This window comes from Cupriavidus sp. BIC8F (genome assembly GCF_032465815.1).
GTDB classification, from domain to species: domain Bacteria; phylum Pseudomonadota; class Gammaproteobacteria; order Burkholderiales; family Burkholderiaceae; genus Cupriavidus; species Cupriavidus necator.
The window spans coordinates 3,061,035-3,084,270 of sequence record NZ_CP136095.1; the positions used below are offsets into that span (position 1 = coordinate 3,061,035).

Consider the following 23,236-nt stretch of genomic DNA (forward strand, 5'->3'; position numbering starts at 1 on the left):
TCAGGCATCGTTCATCCCCAGTTGCAAAATGCTTTCCTCGGTCATTTCCCCATGCAGGAGTTGGCCGGCGATACGGCCTTCGCGCATGACATAGGTCCGGTCGCAGACATTGATGATCTCCGGCAGCTCGGAGCTGATCAGCAGTACCGCCGCGCCCTCCTTCACCAGGCTGTCGATCAGCGCGAAGATCTCGGCCTTGGCACCCACGTCGATGCCGCGGGTTGGCTCGTCGAAGATAAACAGCCTGGATTCGGCGATCAGCCATTTGCCGATCACGATCTTCTGCTGGTTGCCGCCCGAGAGGAATTGCGCAAGCTGGTCGCCGCCGGGCGTGGCAATACGCAGCCGGCCGATCTCGCGCGTTGCCAGCGTGTCGGCCTTGCCGCTGCGATACAAGTGCGCGGGGAAGGCGCGCCGCAGCCCGGCCAGCAGCAGGTTGTCGCGCACGGTGCGGATCAGGGCCAGCCCCTCGGTCTTGCGACTCTCCGGAATCAGCGCCGCGCCGAGCGCGCGCGCCTTGTCCGGGCCGCCTTGCATCGGCTTGCCGAAGATGCGGATCTCGCCCTGGCGGATCGGGTCGGCGCCGAACACTGCCCTGGCCACCTCGCTGCGGCCGGAGCCAACCAGCCCCGCCAGGCCGACGATCTCGCCGGCGCGCACCTGCAGATTGATGTCCTCGATACCGTTGTCGGCGCTGACGCAGTGCACCTCCAGCGCGAGTTCTCCAACGGGGCCGCCGCGCGCACGGGTGTAGCTCATATCGACCTTGCGGCCCACCATGCGGGCCACCAGCTCATCGGACGTCGCTTCGCCCGGCAGGTAGCTGCCGACCTTGCGGCCGTCGCGCATCACGGTGATGCGGTCGCCCAGCGCGAACACTTCGGCCATGCGGTGCGAGATATAGATCATCGACACGCCCTCGGCCTTGAGCTTGCCGATCACCGCGAAGAGCTTCTCGGTCTCGCGGTCCGACAGCGCCGCGGTGGGCTCGTCGAGCACCAGGATGCGGGCGTCCTGCGACAGCGCCTTGGCAATCTCCACCATCTGCTGCTGCGCCACGCCGAGGCGGTGCACGGGCATATGGGTGCTAAGGTCCATGCCGAGGATATCGAGCAGGCGGCGCGCCTCGGCATGCATCCTGGCATGGTCCACCGAGCCCGGCACGCGCCCGCGCGGCTCGCGCCCGAGGAAGATGTTCTGCGCGATATCCAGGTACGGCACCAGCGAGAACTCCTGGAAGATCACGGCGATGCCGAGCCGCATCGTATCGACGGGGCTGGCCACGCGGACGCGCTGCCCACCGTGGTAGAACTCGCCGGCGTCGGCCACATACACCCCGCACAGCACCTTCATCAGCGATGACTTGCCCGCGCCGTTCTCGCCCAGGAGCATGTGCACCTCGCCAGGGTAGATCGCGAACGACACATCGTCTAGCGCCTTGACGCCCGGAAAGCCCTTGCAGATGCCGCGCATCTCGAACAGGGGGGTCACTTTGGTGATCGCGTTCATGGTCTCCTCTTATGCGTGGGCAGGCTTATGGAGCAGGCGTTCGCCGGACGCGCGCAACGCCTCCAGCTTCGCCGGCAACCCGTCGACCAGCAGGTGGCCGTGGCGCTTGCGTGCAACGCCGCCGACAAACACGCTGTCGACATTGGCCAGGCTGGCTTGCATCACTACCGCGCTGACCGGGTCGTGCAGCGGCATCATGTTGAGCCGCCGCGCGTCGATCAGCACCAGGTCGGCCTGCTTGCCTGCGGCAAGCGAGCCGATGCGGTCAGCCATGCCGAGCATGCGCGCGCCGGCCACGGTGATCCATTCCAGCGCTTCGCGGCAGCTCACTTCGTGGCTGGCGGCAATCTCGCCCTGCTGCGCGCGGAAGGCGGCATGGTCCAGCGCGCGCTGCACCCCGAGCGCGACGCGCGCGGCGATGAACATCTCGCCGGACAGGACGGATTCGAGATCCACACCCAGTGAAGGCGCTGCACCCAGCTTGCGCAGCCGGCCCGTGATGGGAAAACCGTGGCCCTGGGTCAGCTCGTTCTCCGGCGTCAGCGAGAAGCTCATGCCCGCGTCGACGAAGCGTGCAAGTTGCGCGTCGCTCAGGTTGTTGCCGTGCACGATATTGATGTGCGGTCCGAGCAGGCCGGCGGCTTCCAGCCGCTCCCAGCCATCGGGCGTGCGCGCGCCGCCGCCGCCCTGGTGCATGCTGGCCAGCAGACCGTACTCGCGCGCCAGGGCAAAGTCATGCAGCGCCACCTCCATCGTGGAATAATGCGGGCCGAGTATGGCCAGGCCCAGGCTTACCAGGCTGGAGCCCTGCAGCCGCCGCGCAAGGCGCTCGACTTCGCTGCGCGGATGCGGGGTTTCCCAGAACGGCGCAACGCCGGGCCTGGGATCCGGCTTGGGCGAGCCGTGCAGGAAGGCCGCGCGGATGCCGGATTGCTCCAGCGCGTCGAGCGCAGCGTCGCTATGGGCGGGAGTGGGATTGTTGTGGCACCAGTCGACCAGCGTGGTCGTGCCGCAGTCGAGCTGGTTCCACGCGCCGACCAGCGTGGCGACATGGATATCTTCCGGCGCGAAGCGCGTTGCCAGGCCGGCATGCATCTGGCGGAAGTACTCTGTCAGCGTCCAGCCGGCGGCCACGCCGCGCAGGGCGCTCTGCCAGGTGTGCATGTGGGCGTTGATAAAGCCGGGCGCCACGATAAAGCCGCGCGCATCGATCTGCTCGGCATCGGGTGCGTCGATATGCGGCGCGATGGCGGCGATGCGCTCGCCCTCGATCAGCAGGTCGCCGATGAACTCGCCATCGGCGGCCTCCATCGTGACGAGCATCGCCCCGCGAATCAGGGTACGCGTCATACCTTTTGTCTCCTTTGCCTGGTGGCTGGCCCTTGCGGTGCCGCCTACGCATTTCTTTCAGCGTTTCCTTGCCATGTGCTGGTCAGTACGCGTTGCAAACGTTTGCTGACTGCGCATGGGTTGGAGTCTATACTGGCAAAAAATGAAAAAAAACGGCGTACGAGGAAATCTTCTTTCCACTGCCCGAGAAAGTCAGGCGAACCGGGAAGAAGCGGAGACAAGGCATGGACCGCTGGACCGAAATTGAGTTGTTCGTACAAACCGCCGAACTTGGCAGCATCACCAAGGCCGCCGAAAGCCTGGAGATCTCGAACGCGGCAGCAAGCCGCTACCTGAGTTCGCTGGAGCAAAGGCTGTCCGCGCGGCTGGTCGAGCGCAATACACGGCGGCTCTTCCTGACGCAGGTGGGCGAGGAATTCCTCAAGCGCTGCAAGGGGGTGCTGGCGGAGATGAAAGAGGCCGAGGCCGACGTCAGCGCCACCGTGCTGGAGCCCAGCGGCACGCTGACCATTACGGCCTCGGTGTCTTTCGCGATGAAGCACCTGGCGCCGCTGATGCCGGAGTTCACCGCGCTCTACCCGAAGGTGAACGTCAATATCCTGACCGCCAACCGCTACTACGACATCATGGACAGCGGCATCGACCTGGCGATCCGCACGCGTGAGTTCGAGCCGGACTCCAACCTGACCGTGCGCCGCCTGGCGGAGACGCGACGGGTGCTGGCAGCCTCGCCGCGCTATCTCGACCACAAGGGCACACCGCGCAGCGTGGAAGACCTGGTCAATCACGAGATGATGATCTACGCCTACGCCAACCGGCCCAACGAGCTGGCGTTCACGCGGGGCGACGACCAACGCGTGGTGACGGTGCGGAGCAAGATGGAGTCCAACGAGGGCCAGGTGCTGCGCGCGGCCGCGCTGGAAGGCATGGGCATCCTGGTACAGCCCAAGTACATCATCTACGACGACATCGTCGCGGGCCGGCTGATCCCCGTGCTCGACGACTGGGATCTGCCCAGGCTGACTGTCAATATCGCATTCCAGACCAGGCATCACCTGCCGGCACGGGTGCGCCTGTTCATCGAGTTCCTGGTCAGCCACTTCCAGCGCATGGATTACGAGCGCAAGTGGACCTCGTAGGCCGCCGGGGGCGGCTGGCCTACTGGCAGCGGGCATTGACTAGCCAGGCTGCAAGCCCGCGGCCAGTCCCGCCGACTTGATCACGGCGGCATAGTCGTCGCCCGCCATACCCTGCGCGGCGGCGCCCTGCAGCATTTGTCCAAGCAACGCGGTCAGTCCCATTGGCACGCGCAGCTCCGCGCCGGCGTCGAGGATCAGCCCGACATCCTTGAGCATCTGGTCCACCGTGAAGGTGGGCGTGTAGTCATGCGCGACCAGTTGTGCGGACTTTGCCTTGACGATCGGCGAGGCCACGGCGCTCGCGGTGATCACCTCCCACATGGCGGCCCAGTCCAGGCCGCCCTTCTTGCCCAGCGTCAGCGCTTCGGCCAGCATGCCGCTGGTCAGGCCGATCAGCAGATTGACGACCAGCTTCATCAGGCGCGCCTCCTCGGCTTCGCCAAGATAGAACTGCGCCGGGCCCAGTGCAGCCAGCAGCGGCGTGACACGTTCGTAGGCCTCCTTTGGCCCCGATACAAGCGTCGTCAGCCGGGCCGCCTCGGCCATGTGGTTATTGCCCGACACGGTCACGCGCAGATAGCTGATGTCTCGCGCAACCAGCGCCGGCGCTGCGGCGGCAGACGTTGGAGGAGATATCGTGCTGGTGTCGATGTAGAGCGCGCCAGGTCTGGCCGCGGCAGCGACTTGGCCGGAAACGGCCGTGAACGCGGCATCGTTTGGCATGGAGCTGAACACCACCTCTGCCTCGGCAACCGCTTCGGCAAGCGACGCCGCAACGGAAAGGCCCGCCTGCCGTGCAGCCGCCACCTGCGTGGGAGCCACGTCGAATACCAGGACCTCATTTCCAGCCGCGGCCAGATGACGTGCCATCGGCAAGCCAATCTTGCCAGTTCCGATAAAGCCAATCTTCATGGTCTCTCTCCAGTTTCTCGTTTGTGAACTTGCATTCATGGGTTCATGCCGGACGCACGCCGTCATAGGCGGCCTGCAGCAGAGCCCGGATCGGCTCGCGCTCGATCGGGCGGGGATTCCAGTAGGGGTTGGCCAGGGCGATGTCGGTGGCGCTCTCGAGGTCTTGCTCGCGCATGCCGATATCGCGCAGAGCGACCGGTGTGCCATGGCGCGCGGCCAGGTCGAACAATGCCGCTGGCGCCGAAACCCCGGTCGCGCCGGTGGCCCGCTGAATGCGTGCCATGGCCTCCGGCGCTGCCGCCACGTTATACGCCATGGCATGGGGCAGCACGATGGCGTGGGTCTCGGCATGCGGCAGGTTAAAGCTGCCGCCCAGCGTGTGGCACAGCTTGTGATGGAGCGCCATGCCGACGCTGCCGAGGACGGTGCCACACAGCCACGCGCCGTACAGGCACTGCGCGCGCGCGTCGAGATCGGTCGGTTCACGAAAGACCGCGGGAATGCCGGCGGCGAGCGCCCGGATGCCCTCCTCGGCCATCAGCGACATCACGGGGTTGGCATCGCGGGCATATAGTCCTTCGGCGGCATGGGCGATCGCGTTCAGGCCGCTAGTCACGGTCAGCCCGACAGGCAGCCCGACCGTCAGTGCCGGATCGTAGATGACGGTGCGTGGCAGCACGCGCGGATCGCGGCCCGTCTTCTTCAGGCCTGCCTCCGTGAGTCCGTAGATGGGCGTCATCTCCGAGCCGGCGTAACTGGTCGGAATAGCCAGGATCGGCATGCCGGTTTCCAGCGCAATGGCCTTGCCCAGTCCGGTGGTCGAACCGCCGCCGATGGCCACCACGCAATCGGCGCCGGCCGTACGGACACGTGCCACCGCCTCGCGGGCGCTCTCCACCGGCACGTGCATGACGGCGCCCGGGAAGATGCCGGCCGACAGCGAGTCCAGCAAGTCGGAAACGCGCTGGGCCTCGGCAACCTGGTTGGGCGTGCAGAGGACCAGGGCGCGCCTGGCGCCGAGGCGCCCGACCTCGTCTGCAACCTGGTCCGACGTGCCGGCGCCGAACACGATGCGGACCGCATGCGCCTCATGGATGAATGGTTGCGACGACGACTGCATGGCTTCCTTCAGGTCTTGGTACGGATGAGCAGAACGCTATCTTTCCGTGCGCAGAAAGGAAATAGGCCGTCCGGAAAACACTCTTCAACAATGCGGAAGAATTGCCTGGCAGAACAGCAAGTCTGGCACGCATCCGCAGGTCCAATACCGTGAATCGAGACAGTGTGTCCCTTGCAAACAGCATGACTTCGAGCCGATGTGATCGTGCCGGCTGGGTTAACCCGGGCCTGCCCCCGGGCCACAACAACCCGAAGTCGACAGAAGACACGCTCAACCGCCACGGCTTCTTCCTGGGCGCCGCCGCGCAGTCCGATGCGGATGTGAGCGCCGAGGTGGGCGCCGCCGCTGGCCGATCTGCGCACCGCCGAGCACCTGGGCGCCCGCGTGGCCGAAGTGGCGCAGCAACTGGTCGCCGGCCGGCGCGTGCTGGCGGAGCTGAAAGAAGCCGCCTAAGAAGCCTGCCAACGGTGTAATGCCGTTCAGTTAAGGTATCAAGCCCCACCGTCATTCCCGCGCAGGCGGGAATCCAGCGTCTTCTGAAGTCACTGGGTTCCCGCCTGCGCGGGAACGACAGTGGTTAACTGAACGGCATTACTGCCAAAGGTGCCTTTTCCCGCATATGCCAAGGCTCACGAATATGAGCTCGCTTGGCCGCATCATTGTTCCTATAGTCGTATGGGGCACCGGGCCGAGCCGTCGTGGCATCGGTTGAAGCACGGGCCGCTCCGCCGAAGACCCTCGGCGTGCCGCCATGATCGGCGAGCCGTATTCATCCACGAACAGGAGTCCAGGTCATGAGCAACAAGCCTACGGTTGTGTTGGTGCACGGGTTCTGGGGCGGCGCCGCGCATTGGCGCAACGTCATCATTGAGCTGGCACGCAAGGGCTATACGTCCCTGCGCGCCGTGGAGCTCCCGTTGACCTCGCTGGCTGATGATGCCGAGCGCACCCGCAAGATGATTGCCCAGCAGGCAGGCCCGGTCCTGCTGGTGGGGCATTCATACGGCGGCGCCGTGATTACCCAGGTGGGTGACCAGCCGAATGTGGTCGGGCTTGTCTATATCGCGGCCTTTGCTCCCGACGCGGGAGAGAGCCCCGGCGCAATCACGCAGCAGCATCTTCCTGCCGCAGCGCCGAACCTGGTGCCCGACAGCGATGGCTACCTGTGGCTCAACCCCGACAAGTTCCATGAGAGCTTCTGCCAGGACCTGTCGCCGGACGAAGCCCTGGTGATGGCGGTCACGCAGAAGGCGCCGCTTGCCAGCACCTTTGGCGATACCATCACTGCGCCGGCGTGGAAGAAGAAGCCGTCCTGGTACCAGGTCTCCAGCGAAGACCGGATGATCGCCCCGGAGAACCAGCAGAAGATGGCGGCCCGGCTCAATGCCAGGAAAGTCCTGACCCTGGCGGCAAGCCATGCTTCGCTGGCGTCAAAGGCAGCAGAAGTCGCGGCCTTGATCGACGAGGCGGCATGCGAGGCCATCAAGGCGTAGCCACTGCCGACTCTGCTTGTCCTCTGGTGCAAGAATTTTCATCTGGAGGCGAGCACAAGCCCTTCATGCACCGGCGCCTGCCTCGTCCTTCCAATCACCACCCAACGCCAACAATAGCGCAATGCGCTGGTTAAGATGGTCGGCCTGCACGTTGACGAGATCCATCTCGGCGGCCACGAGTGCCTGCCGCTGCTTCAGCACGCTCCGCGTATCCGAGGCGCCGATGCCCGCGCGCGCCTCCTCTCGCTGCACCAGTACACGGCTTTCATCCACCCGCTCCCGCAGTTGCCTGGTGCGCTCGGCATAACCGGATTCGGCCTGCAGTCCCGCCTCCACCTCGCCCAGTGCCTGCAGCGCGGTGTTGCCATAGGCGATCAGGGCGGCTTTCTCTTCGGCGCTGTAGTAGTCCGCCCTGGCCTTGAGCTCTCCGCCCGTGAAGATCGGTGCGAGGAAGGAACCATTTAGTCCCTTGATCGGGCTGCCGGCCTGGTTGAGCAGGAACACGTCGCTCCGGATGCCGGTGATGGCTGCGCTGATGGAGATGCGCGGCAGGCGCGCCGCCTCCGCCGACTGCCGCATATCGAAGGCCGCCGCAACACGGTGCGCCGACGCTGTCAGGTCGGGCCGACGCCCGACCAGGTTCGCCGGCAAGCCCGCAGCCGGGGCCGGGGGCATGGCCGGCAGTTCCGGCCCGGTCGCGATTTCTCCGGCGGGATAGCGGCCCAGCAGCAGTTCCAGCGCCTGCGCGGCCTGGCTTCGGGCCTGTTCGGCTTTCCCGATCGCGTCGCGTTGCGCGCGGAGCGCATTGCGCGCTTCCAGCAGCTCGGTCTCCGGCGCCACCCCGATCTCGACGCGCTGGCCGGTGATCCGCACCAGTTCATCCTGAATGGCGGCGGTCTGCCGCAGTCGATCCTCCAGCTTCGCGTTCTGGATCAGCGTGAACCATGCCCTGGCAGTGGTCGCCGCGACCACGCGCTGGGCCCAGAGATAATCGTCCCTCGTGGCCGCATATTGCGATTCCGCGGCGCGAGACTGGGCGCGGATGCGTCCCCAGAGGTCGATCTCCCAGCTCGCGCCGATCGATAGGATCTGCGTTTCTGAATTGCCCGCCCTGCCCTTCACGCCTGCGCTCGGAAGCAGACCGCTGCGCTGGATGGCGACCAGCGCCTGCGCCTGCTGCACGCGCACCGCGGCCAGCCGGAGATCGCCGTTGTGCGCAATGGCTTCCCGCACCAGCCGCTGCAGCCCGGCATCGTCGAAGGTCGCGAGCCAGCCATTGGCGGCGGCGCCGGCCGTGGCCGCGTTCGCCCACGTGGCCTGTCCTTCGAGCGCCGGCACGGCCTGGCGTCGAAGGGCAGCGCCCTCGGGCGGTGTCTGCAGGGCGCAGCCGCAAAGCATGGCGACCGGAAGCGCCAGCAGCAAGGTCTTTTTCAGTTGAAACGACGACACGGACTTCCCTCTTCCAGATCTCTGGCAAATCGCAAATCGAGTGAACCTAGTGAAGCTTGAACACCAGGTAGTTCAGCTTGGAACTGACGCGCAGGAAGACCATGCGGATGATGTGAAACATCTCCATATGCTCTGTATAGATCGCGCCCGCTCCGACTGCCCCAACCGGAAGCATCAGCCCGCTGGATTGGTCGCGCAGATCGAGCTTGACCGCGAACCGGTTCGGCACCACATCGGTGGCACCGGTGTTCGGGATCATGCCGCCCTGCGCAATCTGGCCTTGTGATTGTGCCCAGACGATCGAATTGACTTTCGCCTTGATGATCTCGCCCGGATTCGTCGGCAGATAGATCTCGGCGAGATCGCCCTCCTTGACGTTGTAAAGCTCGTTCTGGTTGTAGAAGGCAACAACCTCCTGAGAATCCTCGACAAAACTGAACGCCGGCGAGAACGGGAACGGCACGAGCATGGTGCCCACGCGCACCTGCAGGTTCACGACCTTGCCATCGGAGGGCGCCCGGTAGACGGTCTGCTCAAGCTCCCATCTGGCGTTCTCGAGCATGACTTCGGTCTCCGCCCGCTTCGCGCGTGCCGTTGCAATGGCGGCAAACTCCCCCTGGCTTCTGGCCGACAGCTTCTGCCGGGCCTCATCCTCGGTGGCCTGCGCGCTGACCAGCTCGCCTTCCAGTTCACGCTGGCGGGTCAATGCATCTTCCCGGTCGAACTTTGACCCGGCCCCCGCCGCAAGCAGTGCGTCATGCTCCTTGGCCCGCTGGCGGGCAAGCGACAGCCTGGCCTGCACAGTGCTGACCCGTCCGGCCGCGCCGCGCACCGATTCGCTGAGCTGGCGCGCCGATGCCTCGGCTTCAGCCAGCGCGGCATCGTCGGCCATCAGCCTGCCTTCGAGCTGCCTGACCGAGGCCTGATAGGGGGTCGGATCGATCCGCAGCAGCACATCGCCCTTCTTGTAGCGCCGGTTGCCTTCGGCCGGCAGTTCGACGATGCGGCCGCGGACCTGTGGCACCACCTGCAGGACCTTGCCCACCACCCGCACGTCATGGGAAGACGGGGCCACCACGTTGAGCGTAAGGACCAGCATCGTCATCGCAACCACGGGAATCGTGAACACGATGACCATGGACGTCGTGTTCCAAGGCAGCCATCTGAACTTGAAGAAAATCAGCCAGACGGCGAGCGCGTAGACACCAAGCAGCAGCGCATCCATTCAGATCCGCTCCTTTCCGGCGAGCATGCCGCTGGCGATGTCCATCGTCGTGGATGCCCGCAGGGTGACGATGCTCCTCGGCCCGTAAGAGACTCCATGTCCCGCTACCTGCGTCGACGGCACCTTGTCATGGCCTGGCGCGTCATCGTCTTCCGGTGCCTTGTCGGTGCCGTACGCGGCCCGGTAGAACACGGGCTTCGTGTGCGCCCAGAGCCAGGCCAGCGGCCACAGCAAGCCCCCAAAGAAGAGCGATAACAGGCATAGCGAATGGATGGCCTCCTTTTGCGGATGGCGCTTGCGATGTGCGATTTTCTCGGGCCAGATATGCAGCATCCAGAACAGGTAGACCCCTGCCACCGGCACGAAGAACAGAACCACCCAGGAGATGGCATTGGCCGCGGTCTCCAGGGCCTTGCCACTGAGTGCGGATGCGAAAGCAGGTTCGCTCGATGCCAGCAGGCCGATGGCCGCCAACAGATAGGGGCGCAGTTTCATCGAATTGTTTTGAGATGGAGCGTTGGCGCTCGATTGCACAATGCACCGGCCGGTCAGGCGCCGGTTGCCTCGTTGCGCGGGCCGCCCCGGTAGGCGTCATCGCGCGCGTGTCCCGCGTGCCGGTGGGATGGTGATTCGTCCTCGCCTTCGTCCGCTGGCGCAGCGTCGGCGTACAGAAGGTTGTACTTGCTGCTGGCGGGCTCGCTGGCAGCGCGGCAGACCGCGGGCTTCGAGGCAAGTCCGGCTTGCGCGCACGCATCGGGCCGATCTCGCAGACCTTTTGACTCCAGTCCGCGCGGGAGCTGCCCATACGCTTGCCCGGCGCCCGCGATCAGCAGCGCAATGCCAAAGGCCCGGACGGCCGAGCGGCAGTTGTTGATCATGTCTGCAGGTTCCTTCGATTGGATTCGGATGCCGACGACGTGCACCGGCGCCGCCGGTCACGTCTCGATGAGGCCCACACCTTATGGCAGCGGGCCGGTCGCGGCTATCAAAGAACTTCGAAAGTGCGGGCGCGCGGCATTGATCCGCTCTCGGTACGGCGGCGCTTTTCGAATTCCTTTGATAGCCCCCACAGCGTGACCGACCTACCCTGTTCCCCGTCGTACATCGTTCGGGTGTAGTCCAGGCTCGCCCGACCCGCAGAGCCCAATGAATGCTGTTTCCCCTATCGTTGCGGGCCTCGTCGCCGTCGCAGCCGCCAGCGCCCTGTCCGGGTGCGCAATCCCAACCGCCGAAACCTTGAGCCCGTTCCAGGAGCCGTGGCCATGGACGAAGCTCGTCGCCGTCAATCGCACCGATCACGATGTGCTGGCGGTGCGCGCCGGCCATTGCGAGACCGGGCCCGCGTTGCGGCAATCGCAATCCACGCCTTCGTTCTGCTTCCTCGGCAAGAAGCCCGAGCGACCCATTGCAATCACCTGGAACGATGCCGGCGCCGGTGCGCAACACACCTCCACGGTGCCGCTTCCGCCCCTGTGGCCGAAGGATCCCCGCCCCGACGACTTGACGGGCGGCTACCTGTGCGTGCTGTTGCGCGAGGATGCGCGAGTGAGCGTGACCGTCACCGCCACCGCGCAAGCCTGTGCTGTTCTGTAGTGGATCGCGATTGCAGGATTGCAGGGCTCCACAGGCTGGCGCATTGAGCCACCGTGGACCGGCCATCTCAGCACGGTCCGCCTGACAACAGCGCTTACTGCACCGAGTAGCCGCGGCCCGTCATGCAGGCCCGCCAGGCTTGCCAGTACGACGTCATGGCCCAGTCATTGCTGGCTTGCACCTGAGCACTGGCGGCAACGGCCTGGCGGCGTTGCTGGCGATGCGCCACGCCACCCGCGATGGTTCCGACTGCCGCGCCCGCCGCGGCGCCCTTGCCCGCGTCGCCGCCGATCGCGCCCGCCACGGCGCCAGCGGCAGCCCCGCCCGCCGCGCCGCGTACACGCTCACCACCGGGCACGATGACCGGAACCGGCGTGCTTGCCACCCGGTACGGATCGATGCCGGTCTGCTGTCTGGCCCAGCCGTAGCAGGCGCCATCGTCATTGGTCTGCTGATACGCCGATTGCCCTCGCGCCGGATAGGCGTAGGGCTTCTGCAGCATGGTCTGAGCCCGCGCCGTTGCGGCCGTGCCGGGTACCGCGCCCGACACCAGAACGAATGCCGTACACGCGGCAAGCGCAAAGTCTGGACGATTGCTCATGAACTCTCCTGATGAGGTGCCAGGTCCGGGGCGCCCACGGGCGTCGGTCCGTCATGCCCCGGTGATACCGGCGCACGCCCAGGCGTGACGACATCCGGCGGTGGCAGCCGACGCTGCGCCGCTTGTCCCTGGCCAAGGAAGAAATGCCCGCCGGGGAGGCGGGCAAACTGCGAGGTCTTGCCTGGGGAAATACCCAAGACGGGTGCCTGCAAGACGGCCAGTACCCGTCCCCTCAATGCTGATTGCGCAGCGGCGCGTTCGCAATCATAGGAATTAGAAAGAACCAGGCCGGCGTGCCGGCAATGCTGCTAGTCCACTGAATCATTGAAATGGGAGGTGAAGGACATGTCGTGCGGGATACAGCGCTAGGCGCAAAGCGCAGCAATAGCACGGCTATTGCGAGCATTTGCAACGACGCGATGTGCCCGCATGACATGGCAGGCACCGACCGATTTCAGTGATTCAGTGGACTAGGCAGCGGACAGGCATTGGCACAACTGCCTGAGGCTTTGTGCGATATACGCGGACTGAAGCTCGATCTCGTCGTCCCAGCCGTCCGCATCGGCGGCGTAGTCGCGCAGGTCTTCGCACAGCGCGGCCAGTTCTGACGGCCCGACGACCGCCAGGCCGCCCGCGATGCGGTGCAGCAGTTGCGCCAGCCCAGTCACGTCCCGCCCAGCCCGAATCGCGTCGTACTTGTCGAGATCCGCTCCGGTCTGGGCGAGGAATGCTTCGACATATCCGGCAGGAATCCGTGGCAACTCGGGGAGATCATCGTCACCGGGCGATGCGGCTGTCTGCTCCACGTCCTCATGGCCCACGCCATCGTCACCGTGTGCAAGAACCGACGCCAGCGCGGCGAGAGACACCGGCTTGGTCAGATAGCCAGTGAATCCCCTCGCCCGCCCTTCGGCGACATCCTCGGGCCGCGCGCTTGCGCTCACGGCGTAGACGGGGATGTCGATGCCGGCGTGCCTCATTTCCCGAAGCAGGTCGAAGCCGTTCATGACGGGCATGTCGATATCGGTCAGGACCGCGTTCATGCGGTTCTCCCTCAGTGCCGCCATGGCCTCGATGCCATTGCCCGCGACGATTACGCTCGCGCCCAGTGCACGAAGCTGGTCGCGCAGCAGATTCCGGTTCAGCAAGTTGTCTTCCGCGATCAGCACGGAGTGGCCCGCAAGCGGCGATGTGAGGCGCCCGACAACGCCTTCCTCGCTCCGCTTCGGTGGCTGTGCTCCGGTGATGACGGCCAGCACTGCTGCATGGATGCCTGCGAGGCTATAGCTGGAGACCTCGCGGCCGCCATCCGGCCGTGTCGTCGCAACCAGCGGCCCCAACTGCTTCAGCCAGACGACCGAGGCCGGCTTCGGCCACCAGGCCATGACGTGCCCAGGATCAAATGCCTCGGTCACCAGCAGGCAGTCATAACTGTCTGCATCCACGGGCTCATCCAGGTTTGCGCGCGCCGACGGCTGGCGCGCGCCCCAGTCGAAATGGTTCAGCAATCCCTCGATGCACTCGGGTTCGCGGCACAGCACCAGCGTCCGGTTCGGCGGCAAGCCTGGGCGCACCGGGGGCGGCACCGCGTCGGACACGCCCAGCGGCAGACGGACCGTGACGCGCGTTCCCACGCCCAGGGTGCTGTCCAGCTTGATGCGGCCACCCATCCGTTCCACCAGCCGCATGCAGATCGACAGGCCCAGCCCGGTTCCCCGCGCCTGGGCGATCCGATTGTCGGCGACCTGGGAGAACGGCTGGAAGAGCCGGTCCTGGTACTCATCCGGTATGCCGATGCCGGTATCGGCGATGACGATCTCCAGATTCCCTTCCAGCCATTGCGCGCGCAGGACGATCTTGCCCGCCTGGGTGAACTTGAACGCGTTGCCAAGCAGGTTGTTGACGATCTGGGTCAGGCGCACGGGATCGAGATCGAGCTGCGAGGGAATGCGGCTGCTGTACACCGCCAGGAAGCTCAGTCCGCGCTGCGCGGCAAGCGGGGCATGGGCGATCGCGATGCGGCCGAGCAGCTCCGTGACGGATACGGGCTGTACCTCGATGCTCAATGCGCCCACGTCGATCTTCGAGAAATCGAGCACGTCGTTGACGATCTGCAGCAGCCCCTCGGCCGACACCTGCATCGCGCCCACCCTCATCCTCTGCTCCGGCTCCAGAGCCCCCATCGCGACGAGCTCCATGTTCCCCAGCAGCGAGGCAAGCGGCGTGCGAATCTCGTGGCTCATCGACGCGAAGAATGCCACCCTGGCCCCGGCGGCCGCTTCGGTCGCGAGCCGGGCTTCATGCAGGAGCCGCTGCGCACGCGCCGCTTCCGCATAAGTGCCGGTCAGGAAGCGATAGTTCCAGTAGCGGTAGATCGCGAACAGCAATGCAACCAGCACGGCTGTGATTGCGCCGATGACAATCAGTTCCTCCGCCATCTCCCGAATCTGATGCCCGATCGGGAGCGCGAAGATCAGGTGCCCGAAATCCGCCACGAGCGGCGGGCGGCGCACTGCCCAGCCATAGTCCGGGACCCAGTGGAATATTCCGTCCGGCCGCGCTTCCAGCCTGGCATCCAGGTGCTGCGCGTTGGCCCGTGCGCCGGCCGCGACCAGCGGCGTGCCAAGACTGTCGAACACGATCGGTTCGGGGATCGACAGGTTGGGTCCGGCAGGCCGCAGTAGCTCGTGCAGCGGGATGCGTGTCAGCACGACCGCGTAGAGCGTGTCGCCCTTCGCGACCAGCGATGCGCCAACCATCTCCGGATCGGTGCCTGCCGCACTGGCCGGGACGCCCAGCCATTCGACGCGTTTTTCCCTCGCGGCCTGCAGAACATCGATATCGCGGCTCCGGAAGCGATCGAGGATCGTCCTGGTGATGAGTGCCGGCGGCATCGGCGGCGGTGTCGGCCGCGCTGCCGATCCCGGTGCATCGGGCAATTCATAACGATACGTCGCACCGCTGGCGATCGAGATCATTTCGATCGACGGCCTCCGGCTGGCGGCAATCAGCGTGCCGACCGACTGGTCGCAGCTCTGCTGCAGCACGTCGTCTGCCGGCGCGGACGGAAAAACCTGCGTGCAGAGGCCGCCCTGACTGCCTGGTGAGAGCGCAAGCGTGCCGTTGGCACGCAGCTCCAGGATCAGGTTGCTCGCGGCCAGTGTGCTCCGGCGTTCGAGGACGGCATCGACGACACCCTGCTCATACAGGCGGGCCACCTGCTCCTGGGCGCGCAGCGAGCCATTGAGCCGAACGAACACGCCCGTGGCGGCGATTGCGACGGCCAGCAGCCCCAGCAGCACAATCACCAGCGAGAAGACCCGCCGTTCCGCTGCAGATTCCGCTCAACCGCGCGGAGGTCGGGCGACGGCTCGAACGTGCCCTGCATCAAGTCAGACCGTTGTCGCGCGCGTACGCGACGAGGTCCGCGTTGCTGGTGATGTTCAGCTTGCGCATGGCCGAGCGCTTCTGTGTCGCCACGGTTGCCAGCGTGCGGTGGAGGTATCCGGCGATTGCGGTGACGGTGCTTCCCGCGGCGAACATCCGCACGACTTCGATCTCCTTCGGAGACAGCGCGCTGGCGCTTGCCCCTGCCAGCGCGCCGGCGCTCGACATCCTGGCCGATACCCCCGGCGACAAGCGCAGGCCCTTACCGGAGATCGCATCAATGCAGATCTGCCGCAGGATGCCTGGGTCCTCGTTCTTCCCCACGATGCCGGCGATACCGGTCTCCTGGATGCGCGTGAGCAGACCGCCGTTGGTCAGCATCGTGAAGACGACAATCGGCGTATCGGGGCTGGACTGCCTGAGTCGCTGGATCAGGCGAAGTCCGTCATCGCTCTCTTCGGAACGTCCCATTGTGAAATCCGTAACAATGAGATCGGGCCGGTGCGCCTCCAGGGCAGCGAACAGCTCCCTGCCGGAAGCGCACATCGCGGAAACCTGGACATTCGGGATCTCGCTCAGGGTGGTCTTGACGGCGAGTTGAATCACCGGGTGATCGTCCGCGATCACGGCGGAGATGGTACGTGGTGGCATGCGCGTTAATTCTCCACACCCCGGATCGGCTCCGGGAGGGTATCTGCTACTACAGCCTGCAATGGATGGTCCGGCCTTGAGGCGAGGCACAATGAATGAATCGGGGTGGCGCGACCAGCCGGGGGACCAGCCTGCATAGGGCTCGCGATTGTATCAACTGGCCCACACGCCCATTTGACGAATCGGGTCAGTTGCTTGACTGATCGTCCCACGGGGGCGCATAGGCCACAAACCACTGACGGTGCCGTCGGCGTCTTGGGTGACGCCCCGGTCCAGGTAAGCCGTGCCACAGCGGCCTGCAGGATTGATGGACAGCGGGGACCTGGCACGCCATGTGCCGCCAGGTTCCGTCGCCGGAGGCGTGCTAGTCATAGCAACGCAGTAGTGGGCCGCCCTTGGAGTTCAAGGCGGCAACATCGGCGGCAGTTTCGCGGCCGCGGGGGGCATCCGGCAAACAACGCAGGTTTCATGCGCCGACACGTGGCGTGGGCTGAACCGCTAGCCGGCGCTCGTCTATCATTGACCAGCCGCTGCGGTGGAGCCTCGCCCTGCATTTACCATCGACCGCAAGCTGTGTGGCGGTTCGCCAGCAATCACGAGATAGCCATGTCCCGATATGTTGCCTTTCTTCGCGGCGTCAGCCCGATGAACGCCCGGATGTCCGAACTCAAGCGCTGCTTCGAGGCGGCGGGCTTCTCCGAAGTGAGAACCCTGCTCTCCAGCGGCAATGTCGTGTTCGACGCGCGATCGTCGTCACTGGCCAGCCTGGAGCGGCGTGCCGAGAAGGCGATGCAGTCTGAACTGGGCCGCAGCTTCGACACCTTCGTCCGGCCGGCCCGCTATCTCCAGGACCTCATCGACTCGGACCCCTTCGCCGAGCTCAGCCTTGCGCCGTCGGCCAAGCGGGTTGTCACCTTTCTCCGCAGCCCGGTGCCGCCAGACGTGAAGCTGCCCATCGAGCGCGACGGCGCAAGCATCGTCAAGGCCAGTGCCACGGAGGTCTTCAGCGCCTACGTGCCCGACCCGAAGAAGGGCCCGGTGTTCATGAGCCTGCTCGAACGCTCGTTCGGGAAGGACATCACCACTCGTACGCTCGATACGGTCATCAAGTGTGCCAGGGCATAGGCCTCATGCGTAAGGCGGTCGCCCGAACACTCGCACCGACTGGTTGAATCCGCAGTCGAAAAACCTCATTCATCCACCCGCTGCCCGGGAGTTGTTTCGAGGCTACTCCAGCGGCGGCTCGTTCCGTACCACCAACTCCATGAATCCTGAACTCTGGTCGTACTCGCGGGCGAAACGATGTTCGGGAAGCAGCGCCAGCAATATCTCCGCGGTTGTACGGACCGTGCAACCGCGTGCCACATGACCACCGAACACCCGACCGCGCGAGTCCGCAACCGACATGTGCAGGTGCGCTCCATCCGGCGACAGGGATCCGGCGAGCGTCAGGATTTCCAGGTTGCCACGCAGTTCGGTAGGGTCTTCGGCCCCGGCAAATCGCAATTGGGCAACGCTGAGGCTCCCGATGCCCTGGATGACAAAGGCCGCATGCAGCTTGAGCTGACTCAGCACGTCTTCAAGTGCGGCACGCAGATCGTTGCCGGGAGAGAGGCGTAAGGGATGTGCTTGCATCACGCGGCTCCAGGTTGGGGCTACGTGACAGGTTAAGGCGAATTGAGACCAATCGCAATTGAGCACCAGCTTTCGCTCATTGGCGTCGTGCTCTGCGCGGCACGAGGGTTTCGACAGCCGCCAGCTTCCGGCCGGGGTCGGTCACGTAACACGTTACGTTACACGTAACACCTCCCCGCGGCTGCCAGTCGTCCGCAAAGGCCGGCAGGTCTGCGTCGACCTCCCGGAAACCCGCAGCGGGCCTGGCTCCCGCGCTTGCGCGCGATGGCATGAGGCTGCCTTGCCAGAGTTGGCATTGCCCTTGCTGGTTCTGGTGCAGGGCGCTGGCCACGAAGCCAACGCCGGGAAACCGGAGGAGACAAGGATGCGCTGGACGAACCGTGGAGCGGCCGCCTGGGAGCAAGTCCTGGGACGCAGCCGCGAGGCACATGCCGTGGTGATCGACGACATGCCGGTGTACCGGCACGGAGTCATGCGCCTGCTCGGAGAAATGCCGGGCATTGGCCGGGTGGAAACCGTGGAAACGAACGCCCTGGCGGCACGCAATGCGCGCCTGCCGGCTCCGGCATTGCTTGTGTTCGGCATGCCGCCGGATCTTGCCGACGGCTGGCACCTGCTGCGCCTGGCCAGCCTGGTGCTGAAGCCAAGGCGCCTGCTGCTGGTCTCGGACAATATGTGGCTGCGTCTGCCGCCAGGCCTCGACGGCCGGTTTGCCCGCTCCCTGTCCAGGTCCGCTTCGCTCGCAACGGTCGAACGGGACGTGCGCGTGCTGCTGCAGCTTCCGTCCTCTGCCGAAGCCCCGCCCGGGCAAGACGCGGGGCCCGTAATCTCCCAACGTCCGTTCCACGTGCTCGCCTAAGCCGTTCACACGGCGACGGGCTGCCGGCAACGACGGCACACTTATAGCGGGATCCGCGGCGCGATTTGGTCCAGCGGGCACCCGCAGGAGCACTTGTTGCCTGCCAAGACCACATCAGCGACCTGGACGTGGCTCGGAGCGAGTTCTACCAGGACTTCCAGCTCCCGACTTCCGGACACCGTTATCTGATGGGAACACGGCTTACGCGGCCCGGAGGAAGCGAAACCCTCCTGGGGCTACTTCGCAACAAAGGAAGAAAACCCTATACCGACGCGGAGAGAAACACGGCAGCCAGTCTGATCCCGCATCTCCATCGCGCCATCAACCTTTGGCAGGACGCCAGGGTTCTGCACCAGGACGCCGCGCTGGGGACCGAAGTGATGGAGCAACTTGGCCTTGCGGTCTTCGCTCTGGACAAGGAGGGACGAGTCGTCTTTTCCAATACGGCCGCAACCGCCTCATCCCTGGCGCTGAGGCGCAGCGACTCTTTCGAGAAGTGGATCGGTTCTATCAGGGTATGGAACAGATCGAGCAGGTCGCACAGGACCTCAAGTCCGTACGCATTGGCACACTGCGCATCGTTTCCATAAGGACGCTGGGGTCGAGCTTCCTCAGCGAAAGCATTCGGCGGTTCTCACTGGCTCGTCCTGGCGTGATCGTCTCGCTAGACGTCCATTCCTCACTTGATGTCCTTCAGCTAGCAGCCGCTAATCAGATGGATATCGGTTTCGCCGGGTATATGGATACCGAGTATCTCGACTTGCTTCTGAACGATCGAGGGAGGGCCACGGCGCCAGAAGCAATAGCGAGGCTGGCTCAGGGTTGGCGTGATCAGACAGGCACTGGCCACACTCGCCTGAGGAAGCGCTCGCCTGCAACCAGTTCGGGCGCGCAAGCGATGTGGAAGGCGTCGACCGCCGCGCCGGTGTGCTTGGATTCACGTGCCGTCACGCTGAAGTCGAATATGCGAGCGTCAGCCACGCCACAGGGCTGCTGGCATCCCCGGAGATTGCACATTAGCAATGGCCGGTATCGATGTTCGCATCGATCTAATTGGCAATATCTTAGGCACCCTGCTCTCGGACACCGATGATGGCCATTGGGCGCCGCTGATGCCGATATGCGAACCCAGCCGACATAAAATGGAAAAAAGCGGCGACGTTGTTCGTCGCCGCCCTCTTCTCACGTACGTAGCTAGACAGGGTATGTCGGGATACGTGCTTACCAGGCTTTGGAGAAGAAGAAGCTTTGGACTATCGAAGGCCCCTGACGCTAGTTTGGATTGCTCGCAGCAAAATTCACTTGGCTCTCCAGTGTCTGCTTCGCGACCTCGTAGAAGTACTCGGCACCGGTTATCAAGACATCGTCGTTGAAATCATAGGCACTGTTGTGCAGCGGAACTGAGCCCGATTCACCGGATGCGCCATTGCCGATAAACACGAACGCTCCAGGGACCCTGGTGAGGAAGGCCCCAAAGTCCTCCGAGATCATCATGGGCTCAATGTCGTCTGTAACGCGCGTGGCACCGACCACACTTTTTGCCGCAGAAACAGCCACGGGCACGCATGCCGCCCAATTCACGGTGGGCGCGAATTCATGCGTGTATTCGAACTCGCATCCGGCACCATACGCGCTGCAGATTCCTTCACAGATGGCTCGCATCCGCTCTTCCAGCAGTCGCTGCACTTCCGGGCGGTAACTGCGTGTGTCTCCCTTGATCACGACATTAGACGGAATCGCGTTGCGAATACCGTCGGTAATGAACTCCGTGCACGACACCACAGCCGACTGGCTCGGATCAACATTGCGCGAGACGACCGTTTGCAGGGCAAGCACGATTTCGGCACCGATGACTAGAGGATCAACCCCCATGTGCGGCCTGGCCGCATGTGCACCACGCCCTGTGATCTTGATAACGAAGTTGTCCTCGCTCGCCATAATTCCACCGACACGCGTGGCGATGGAACCTGCAGGAATACCAGGCATGTTGTGGGCGCCAAAAATCGCATCGACAGGGAACCGCTCGAAGAGGCCATCGGCCATCATTGCCTTGGCACCGCGCCCGTGTTCCTCGGCCGGCTGGAACACGAAGCGGACCGTCCCATTGAAGTCCCGCCGTTCGGACAGCAGCCGCGCTGCGCCAAGCACCATCGCCATGTGGCCGTCGTGCCCGCATGCGTGCATCTTTCCCGGAATGCTGGAAGCATGTGCCCGGGAGCTCGCGCTCTCCGTTATGTTTAACGCGTCCATGTCAGCACGAATGGCGACTATACGATTTCCATTGCCGACCGTAAGGTTGGCAATGAGCCCCGTCCCGCCGATCCCGCGATGCACGTCAAGACCCAAGTCTTGGAGGACATTCGCCACGTAGTCAGAGGTCAGCCTCTCCTCGAAACCCGTCTCCGGGTGTTTGTGCAGATGATGGCGCCATTGGGCCATCTGGGACTGCAGTTCGGAATGGTTGCTCATAGCGTTATCGCCTGTGTTGATGCATGCCCCTTTGGCTTGCAGTGCCATAGCTACCGCCAAACGGCGTTCGCCATTTATCTCACGACATCTAGGTCTTTCCAAGCACCACCATCAAACTGCCGAACTGTGATCGCCCCATTCATCATGTCGCCCTTGTCGTCGAATTGAATAGGCCCGGTCACCCCCGTCATCCGAAGCTTGCGCAGGCTGGTGAGGTAGATTTTTGGATCGACGGAGTTTGCTTCCCGCATGGCCTGCACCATCGCCATCGCAGCATCGTAGGCATAGGGTGCATAGAGCTGGACAGGGGTTCCAAACCGAGCCTCGAAGCGTTTGAAGAACGCCGGACCTTGTGGCATGCGGGATGGGGGAACGCCGGCGAGCGTGCAGTACATCTGCCCAGTCATGGCGGCTCCGACAAGCTTGATGAACTGGGGCGTACATGCCTCGTCCCCGACAATGAACTTCGCTTTAAGTCCAAGCCGCTGAGCTTGTTGCGCGAGGGCGGCTCCTTGTGTATCGCCACCAGCAAACACCATTCCATCCGGGTTCTGGCCACGAACGCTGGTCAATACAGCCATCCAGTTCGTGGTCTTGTCTGTTCCATATTCACGCCGCACAACTTTCCCGCCGGCGGCCAGCACGGCCTTCTCCACCTCGTCTGCAAGACCTTGGCCGTAGGCCGTTCGGTCGTCAACTATGGCCACGCTTGACGCCTTGAGATTTTTGACGAGGAATGTGCCAATCACCGTGCCCTGGCGAACATCATTCGCGACCATGCGGAAGACGTTGTTGAATCCCTGCGCCGTCAGCTTGGGGTTCGTCGCCGACTCCGTAACCATGGGAATGCCGGCATCGGCGTACACCTTGGAGGCGGGAATCGAAGTGCCCGAGTTTGCGTGGCCCACTACGCCAGCCACTCGCTCGTCCACCAGCTTTTGCGCCACTAACACTGCGGTCTTCGGGTCTGCCCCGTCGTCCTGTGAAGCAAGCGCGAACGTTACCTTTTGACCGCCGATCGATAGCTTCTGCGCGTTCAAATCCTCGATCGCCAGCCGTACGCCATTCTCGTCGTCCTTGCCGATATGGGAGAGCTCACCCGAGAGGGGAGACACTTGCCCGATTTTGACCATGACGTCAGCAAATGCGGTGGGCGGCGTAGTGGTAAGAATCACACCGGCAATCAGGCCAGCAGGCAGGGTTGCGTGGTTCCCCATGATAGTGTCTCCTCCAAGTTCGAACGCTCTTGATACGGCGGAACTGTGTGGTTTGCTGTTGTGTTCCGCATCCAATGCATTGATAAGAGTCTATTCAGGTGCCACGCATGTCTGTCTCAATTTGAGGTCTCTTTTTGCAAGAGTGACGCGTTTTGCGTTTTGCTTTGGCCTCTTTGTTCACTTTGACTGGTTGCAGGGTCTGGTTGCACTCCGGAGGGGCGAGATGTTGCGCCTGGAGGGTCGCCAACATGTTAGGCAGCGGCGTGTCGTTCTTGCATTTCAGGATCGAAAATCGCGCAGAAATACACAGACCGGCGCAATAGGATTGGATGAAGTTGGCGTTGCTGCAACGTGCGGCCGTCAGCCGCCTCACACATTCTCGGAGATTCAGATGCTAATTGCGAACCAGCGCGCTTCTCGCTCGATCTATCCCGCACAACTCAAGGCAGTCATGTGTGTGGAGAAAGCAGAGGACAGCCGGAAGCGGCTGTCGAGGCGGGAAGGTATCAACCGCGGCGCCGCCCCTCTTCCTCATCTGCCGGACCTTGCGGAGAGATTTGGCGTTGCTCAAGTTCTTATCAAGGATGAGGCTATTCGCTCCGCTTGGTAGCTTTAAGGCGCTCGACG

At 64.1% G+C, this 23,236-nt stretch carries 19 protein-coding genes and 2 pseudogenes; 6 read left to right on the plus strand and 15 right to left on the minus strand.

Going from position 1 to position 23,236, the window contains the following annotated elements:
• Positions 1-1,509, minus strand: a complete 1,509-nt coding sequence (locus tag RS901_RS34345) for a sugar ABC transporter ATP-binding protein (protein WP_316155073.1) — start codon at positions 1,507-1,509, stop codon at positions 1-3.
• A 9-nt stretch (positions 1,510-1,518) separates the two neighbouring features.
• The gene (locus RS901_RS34350; RefSeq protein WP_316155074.1) at positions 1,519-2,859 is read right to left on the minus strand and encodes an amidohydrolase family protein; all 1,341 of its coding nucleotides are present in this window, start codon (positions 2,857-2,859) and stop codon (positions 1,519-1,521) included.
• A gap of 224 nt (positions 2,860-3,083) precedes the next feature.
• Between RS901_RS34350 and RS901_RS34355 the strand changes: the two genes are divergently transcribed.
• Complete coding sequence (locus RS901_RS34355; RefSeq protein ID WP_316155075.1) at positions 3,084-3,998, plus strand: LysR family transcriptional regulator; 915 nt, start codon at positions 3,084-3,086, stop codon at positions 3,996-3,998.
• A 39-nt stretch (positions 3,999-4,037) separates the two neighbouring features.
• On the opposite strand, the gene RS901_RS34360 is transcribed toward RS901_RS34355, so the two are convergent.
• On the minus strand, positions 4,038-4,910 hold the full coding sequence (locus RS901_RS34360) for an NAD(P)-dependent oxidoreductase (RefSeq protein WP_316155076.1): 873 nt from the start codon (positions 4,908-4,910) through the stop codon (positions 4,038-4,040).
• A gap of 43 nt (positions 4,911-4,953) precedes the next feature.
• Positions 4,954-6,030: a maleylacetate reductase gene (locus tag RS901_RS34365; RefSeq protein ID WP_316155077.1), complete on the minus strand. Its 1,077-nt coding sequence runs from the start codon at positions 6,028-6,030 to the stop codon at positions 4,954-4,956.
• 794 nt (positions 6,031-6,824) lie between these two features.
• Between RS901_RS34365 and RS901_RS34375 the strand changes: the two genes are divergently transcribed.
• Positions 6,825-7,523 carry an alpha/beta hydrolase gene (locus RS901_RS34375; RefSeq protein WP_316155078.1) on the plus strand — a complete coding sequence of 233 codons (699 nt, stop codon included), beginning with the start codon at positions 6,825-6,827 and terminating at the stop codon, positions 7,521-7,523.
• 63 nt (positions 7,524-7,586) lie between these two features.
• Here RS901_RS34375 and RS901_RS34380 read toward each other — a convergent pair whose 3' ends face one another.
• Genes RS901_RS34380 through RS901_RS34395 form a run of 4 tightly spaced genes read right to left on the minus strand, consistent with a single transcriptional unit; the run spans position 7,587 to position 11,075 of the window.
• The gene (locus RS901_RS34380) at positions 7,587-8,972 is read right to left on the minus strand and encodes an efflux transporter outer membrane subunit (RefSeq protein WP_316155079.1); all 1,386 of its coding nucleotides are present in this window, start codon (positions 8,970-8,972) and stop codon (positions 7,587-7,589) included.
• Positions 8,973-9,018: 46 nt separating this feature from the next.
• Positions 9,019-10,197, minus strand: coding sequence for an HlyD family secretion protein (locus tag RS901_RS34385; RefSeq protein WP_316155080.1), 1,179 nt, complete (start codon positions 10,195-10,197; stop codon positions 9,019-9,021).
• Entirely contained in the window at positions 10,198-10,692 is a 495-nt protein-coding gene (locus tag RS901_RS34390; protein WP_316155081.1) for a DUF3302 domain-containing protein, read from the minus strand. It lies immediately after the preceding gene.
• Positions 10,693-10,745: 53 nt separating this feature from the next.
• Positions 10,746-11,075, minus strand: coding sequence for a hypothetical protein (locus RS901_RS34395; RefSeq protein WP_316155083.1), 330 nt, complete (start codon positions 11,073-11,075; stop codon positions 10,746-10,748).
• 268 nt (positions 11,076-11,343) lie between these two features.
• Here RS901_RS34395 and RS901_RS34400 point away from each other — a divergent pair, with 268 nt between their 5' ends.
• Positions 11,344-11,790, plus strand: coding sequence for a hypothetical protein (locus RS901_RS34400; protein ID WP_316155084.1), 447 nt, complete (start codon positions 11,344-11,346; stop codon positions 11,788-11,790).
• Positions 11,791-11,884: 94 nt separating this feature from the next.
• Here the strand turns inward: RS901_RS34400 and RS901_RS34405 are convergent, their stop codons facing one another.
• The 3 genes and pseudogenes from RS901_RS34405 to RS901_RS34415 all read right to left on the minus strand — a co-directional run bounded on the left by RS901_RS34405 (position 11,885) and on the right by RS901_RS34415 (position 16,429).
• Positions 11,885-12,391 carry a YMGG-like glycine zipper-containing protein gene (locus RS901_RS34405; RefSeq protein ID WP_316155085.1) on the minus strand — a complete coding sequence of 169 codons (507 nt, stop codon included), beginning with the start codon at positions 12,389-12,391 and terminating at the stop codon, positions 11,885-11,887.
• Positions 12,392-12,861: 470 nt separating this feature from the next.
• A pseudogene (locus tag RS901_RS34410) lies at positions 12,862-15,782 on the minus strand (ATP-binding protein).
• Complete coding sequence (locus tag RS901_RS34415) at positions 15,779-16,429, minus strand: response regulator transcription factor (RefSeq protein WP_316155087.1); 651 nt, start codon at positions 16,427-16,429, stop codon at positions 15,779-15,781. The pseudogene RS901_RS34410 and the gene RS901_RS34415 overlap by 4 nt, the downstream one beginning before the upstream one ends.
• A 606-nt stretch (positions 16,430-17,035) precedes the next feature.
• Here RS901_RS34415 and RS901_RS34420 point away from each other — a divergent pair.
• Positions 17,036-17,554: a DUF1697 domain-containing protein gene (locus tag RS901_RS34420; protein WP_316155089.1), complete on the plus strand. Its 519-nt coding sequence runs from the start codon at positions 17,036-17,038 to the stop codon at positions 17,552-17,554.
• Between the two features lie 102 nt (positions 17,555-17,656).
• On the opposite strand, the gene RS901_RS34425 is transcribed toward RS901_RS34420, so the two are convergent.
• Positions 17,657-18,064, minus strand: coding sequence for a DNA-binding protein (locus tag RS901_RS34425; RefSeq protein ID WP_316155090.1), 408 nt, complete (start codon positions 18,062-18,064; stop codon positions 17,657-17,659).
• A gap of 364 nt (positions 18,065-18,428) precedes the next feature.
• Here RS901_RS34425 and RS901_RS34430 point away from each other — a divergent pair, with 364 nt between their 5' ends.
• Both RS901_RS34430 and RS901_RS38970 read left to right on the plus strand, forming a co-directional pair.
• A complete protein-coding gene (locus tag RS901_RS34430) occupies positions 18,429-18,923 on the plus strand; it encodes a DNA-binding response regulator (RefSeq protein WP_316155091.1) in 495 nt (164 codons plus the stop codon).
• Positions 18,924-19,440: 517 nt separating this feature from the next.
• Positions 19,441-19,599 (plus strand): annotated as a pseudogene (locus RS901_RS38970) (LysR substrate-binding domain-containing protein); the annotation flags it as partial.
• Positions 19,600-19,754: 155 nt separating this feature from the next.
• On the opposite strand, the gene RS901_RS34435 reads toward RS901_RS38970, so the two are convergent.
• The 3 genes from RS901_RS34435 to RS901_RS34445 form a co-directional block, all read right to left on the minus strand.
• Positions 19,755-19,904, minus strand: a complete 150-nt coding sequence (locus RS901_RS34435) for a hypothetical protein (RefSeq protein ID WP_316155092.1) — start codon at positions 19,902-19,904, stop codon at positions 19,755-19,757.
• A 291-nt stretch (positions 19,905-20,195) separates the two neighbouring features.
• Entirely contained in the window at positions 20,196-21,392 is a 1,197-nt protein-coding gene (locus tag RS901_RS34440) for a M20 aminoacylase family protein (RefSeq protein WP_316155093.1), read from the minus strand.
• 74 nt (positions 21,393-21,466) lie between these two features.
• Positions 21,467-22,525, minus strand: coding sequence for a branched-chain amino acid ABC transporter substrate-binding protein (locus RS901_RS34445; RefSeq protein ID WP_410054251.1), 1,059 nt, complete (start codon positions 22,523-22,525; stop codon positions 21,467-21,469).
• Between the last annotated feature and the right edge of the window lie 711 nt (positions 22,526-23,236).